At 39.5% G+C, this 3934-nt stretch carries 3 protein-coding genes; all 3 read left to right on the top strand.

Annotation, left to right across the window (positions count from 1 at the left end; translation table 11 throughout):
* The first annotated feature begins 292 nt into the window (after nucleotides 1-292).
* Complete coding sequence (locus AC1DPZ_RS23535) at nucleotides 293-1915, top strand: ammonium transporter (protein ID WP_477408046.1); 1623 nt, start codon at nucleotides 293-295, stop codon at nucleotides 1913-1915.
* Nucleotides 1916-2098: 183 nt separating this feature from the next.
* The gene (locus AC1DPZ_RS23530; protein WP_477408044.1) at nucleotides 2099-3145 is read left to right on the top strand and encodes a porin; all 1047 of its coding nucleotides are present in this window, start codon (nucleotides 2099-2101) and stop codon (nucleotides 3143-3145) included.
* 168 nt (nucleotides 3146-3313) lie between these two features.
* A complete protein-coding gene (locus AC1DPZ_RS23525; RefSeq protein ID WP_477408042.1) occupies nucleotides 3314-3874 on the top strand; it encodes a DUF4468 domain-containing protein in 561 nt (186 codons plus the stop codon).
* Nucleotides 3875-3934: the final 60 nt, after the last annotated feature.

Genomic DNA, 3934 nt, shown 5'->3' with positions numbered 1-3934 from the left:
GTTTTTAAGTTTAAATTACGATTTCAATAATTTTTGTGATTTTTATTATGTTTTTTTTGTTAAAGATTTGTTATTGTTAAAATATCTACCTAATTTCATGAAATAATTTATAGAAACCGTGTAAATATTATATTTTTTATAAAAAAGTGTAGTTTTTATTGGTCAAAACCTAAAGAGCGTGTTTTAAAGCCGATTTTAAAGAATTTATCCCTTGCAATCAAACAATTTATATTATACAACAATCAAACTAAATTAAACTATTAAAAAACAATCAAACTAAATTAAAAAACAAATGAAAGCGAGTTCTACAAAATTAAACTTCCTGAGTTCAGTCCGACAGCTGACACGAGATAAATGGGCGCTGGGTGCTACCATTTTTACAGGAAAAATGATCGGCCTTTTGCTGGTATTTGCAGCAATGATGGTGTTGCCGGGTGTTTTTGGCACATCTGCACATGCTGCCGATACTTACACGGCCCACGAAACCTCGTTAATTAACACAGTTAACACTGTTTGGACACTGGTTGCTGCCTTTTTAGTATTTGGTATGCAGGCGGGTTTCGTTATGCTTGAAGCWGGTTTTGCCCGCAAAAGAGAAACGGTGAACGTTTTAATGGAGTGTATTTTTGATACTTGCCTTTGCGGCTTGTTATTTTATGCCATAGGTTATGCCTTTATGTTTGGCAATGGCAACGGTTTCATTGGCTGGGGCGGATTAGGCGCTGATGGAAAAACCATCACCAACTGGTTCTTCCTGCAAAACACGCCAGAAACTTACGGTTCAACAGGTATTCCCGTTTTGGCACACTGGATATTCCAGTACGCTTTTGCTGATACCTGCTCTACCATCGTTTCGGGTGCAATGATTGGCCGAACCAGCTTCCGTGGCGATATTTTGTACAGTATAGGTATTACAGGTTTTATTTACCCAATAATTGGTCACTGGGCCTGGGGACCGGACGGTTTCCTTGCTACAATGGGAACTTCAGGTTTCTTCCAGTCAATAAGCGCTCAGCCTTTCCGCGATTTTGCCGGTTCAACAGTGGTGCACACTATTGGTGGTGTTGCTTCATTGGCAGGTGCAATGGTGTTAGGCCCACGTTTAGGCAGGATATTTGCCCGCGACGATAAAGAAAAAGGCGGATTACCTCCGGGCCACAACTTATTAGTTGCTGCAGTGGGTGGTTTTATCCTGTGGTTTGGATGGTATGGTTTTAACCCTGGTTCAACATTATCTGCAATGGATATGCAGGGTATTGGCCGTGTTGCTGCCAATACTACACTTGCTGCCTGCGCCGGTGGTTTCTCTGCTATGCTTTTTGCATTGTGGTTTGGCCCAACAAAAGGAAAGTTTGATCTTGCTTTTACTATCAATGGTTTCTTAGCTGGTTTAGTTGCTATCACCTGCCCTTGCTACTGGGTTAGTCCGTTGGGTTCAATCCTGTTAGGTGGGGTTGCCGGCGTTATCATATTTGCGGGTGTTTACCTTATTGAGTGGTTCCGTATCGACGATCCGGTTGGTGCAGTATCTGTACACGGTTTAAACGGTATCTGGGGTACATTATCATTAGGCTTATTTGCATCAGGTCAATATGGTTTCACAGGCCCAACTGGCGCCGATAATACAGCACCGGTTACCGGCTTGCTTTATGGTGGTGGCTTTGGGGTACTTAAAGCACAGGCTATAGGTAGTTTTACAATTACTTTAGCTGTGTTTGTTGTAACCTTTACAATGATGTTTATCATCAACAAATTAGGCCATCCATGGAAACTACGTATTGAAGAAGAAGGTGAAACAGGTGCCGGTGGTATAGATGTATTCGATCACGGTATTGAAGTTTACCCTGCCCAGGATGATGAGATCAGCCTAAGCGGCCTTTTTGATAAAGGTGTAAAATCTCCATCTGCAGTATAATAAAACACTGTAATATCTTGTGCGGTTGGTTGCTGGTACCGACAACCTGCTTACCAACCGCACAGGTATTTTAATAATCTTTTAAATTTTAACCGCTTTTACATTCGGGCTATGTTGTGCATTAGCCTAATGGGAAAGTTTTATCCAACCCCAAATCAAATTCAAATCAATTAAATCGTTATCATGAAAAAAACACTTTTACTTTTATCATTTTTTAGCATTGCTGCTTTTACAGTTAAAGCACAGGATACGGTGAAAACCACATCAGATGCACCTTTAATTATTTACGGTTCGGTAGATACTTATTACAAGTTTGATTTTGCCGATAAAGGTTCTCAAATTCCCACCAGTTTTGCCAGCGATCATAACTCTGTATCAATTGGTATGGTTGATATAGGCCTAAAGAAAAAAGTTGGTAAAGCTTCCTTTGTTGGCGAAGTATCATTTGGTCCAAGAGGCCAGGAGCAGTCAATTGTACCTGGTGCAAGCGGAGATTCATACCATATACAAAACTTATATGTTGGCTATGATATTACTGATAAATTTAACGTTACAGGTGGTTTTATGGCAACATTTGTAGGTTATGAAGTTATTAGCCCTGTTGCTAACTTTAACTATTCTACCTCATATTTGTTCACTAATGGCCCGTTCCAGAATGCAGGTGTTAAATTTACCTATGCGTTTAGCGACAAGGTAAGCTTAATGGCCGGTGCATTTAATGATGCCTGGAATGTTTACACATCTGCCAAAAAGGTTAACACTTTCGGCGCACAGTTAATGGTTGCGCCTGTAAAAGGATGGACAGCTTATTTAAACTTAGTTACCGGAAAATTATCAGGTACCGAAGTTGATTTGACTACTGCTTATCAAATAACCGATGCCTTCAAATTAGGTTTAAATGCAGCTGATTTTTCTGCAGCTAAAGCAGTAGGAACAGGTGGTTTTACAGGTGTAGCTTTATATCCTCAAATTGCAGTTTCAAAAGCTGTAACTTTAGGTTTAAGGGGCGAATACTTTAAAACTAAAACAGGAAGTGTAACTACTTTTGGTCCTGCGCCGGGTGAATCTGTTACTGCGATAACATTTACTGCTAACATCAAAGCAGGGCCTTTGGCATTTATTCCTGAAATCAGGTTTGATAACGGATCAAAAGAAGCATTCATTAATCATTCAGGAGATCCATCTAAAACTGCCTCACAATTTGTAATGGCGGCTGTTTATGCTTTCTAATATAAATAAATAGCATCTTTTAATAAAAGCCTCCCGATTATATCGGGGGGCTTTTTATCTTTATAGGATAAAACCAACAGGAAATATAAGGTATAGGCTGTGATGGTTTTGTTGTAATAAATATAATGCCAATCTATGAAAAATATACTTTTAGCTTTTATATGCGTCATGTTTGCTAAAGTCGCTGTGGCCCAAAAGGACTCACTGGCTTTTGATGAGCATAATAAATACATTTATTATCAAACCGTTGTACAGGATAATTTGATAAAGGATACTTTGTACCGCAGGGGTTTGTATTTTATGAAAACCGCAGCGATAAAAAGTAAATTAAAACTATCGGTTACCGATGAGGCACAAGGCGTGTTGACAGGCAAGGGGAGTTTTAAGATTACCAAAAAGGCACTGATATTAAACAGCGCGGGTGGCGAAATAACATATACCTCCAGGATAGAAGTGAAAGATGCCAAATATCGTTACTGGTTTACCAATTTTGTTTATATACCATATCAGCGCGACAGGTATGGTATGGATGTGCCCGTACCTGGTATTAATATACCGTTGGAAGAAGCTAAGGATAAAATAGACAAGGCAGATCTTGCCGTTTATCTTGATAAGGTATTGCAAAACAGCCGCCAGGTTGGTGCTATATTAAAATCATACATGCTAAAAACCTCTTCGCTGCCCAAAGAGGATAAAGGGATCAAGAAGATATCGACCAAGGAGTGGTGATTTGGTTTATTGGTTTACTTGTTCATTAGTTCAGTGGGCTTTTGGGTGGTAGGATTAGTC

This window comes from Mucilaginibacter sp. P4_G9 (assembly GCF_056400985.1).
The sequence above is the reverse complement of the archived record's forward strand: the minus strand, read 5'-3'. Positions and strand labels throughout refer to the sequence as shown.

Bases quoted from the DNA above. Each gene is read 5' to 3' on its own strand.
- AC1DPZ_RS23525 (WP_477408042.1), top strand. From the start codon at position 3,314: ATGTTTGCTAAAGTCGCTGTGGCCCAAAAGGACTCACTGGCTTTTGAT.
- AC1DPZ_RS23530 (WP_477408044.1), top strand. From the start codon at position 2,099: ATGAAAAAAACACTTTTACTTTTATCATTTTTTAGCATTGCTGCTTTT.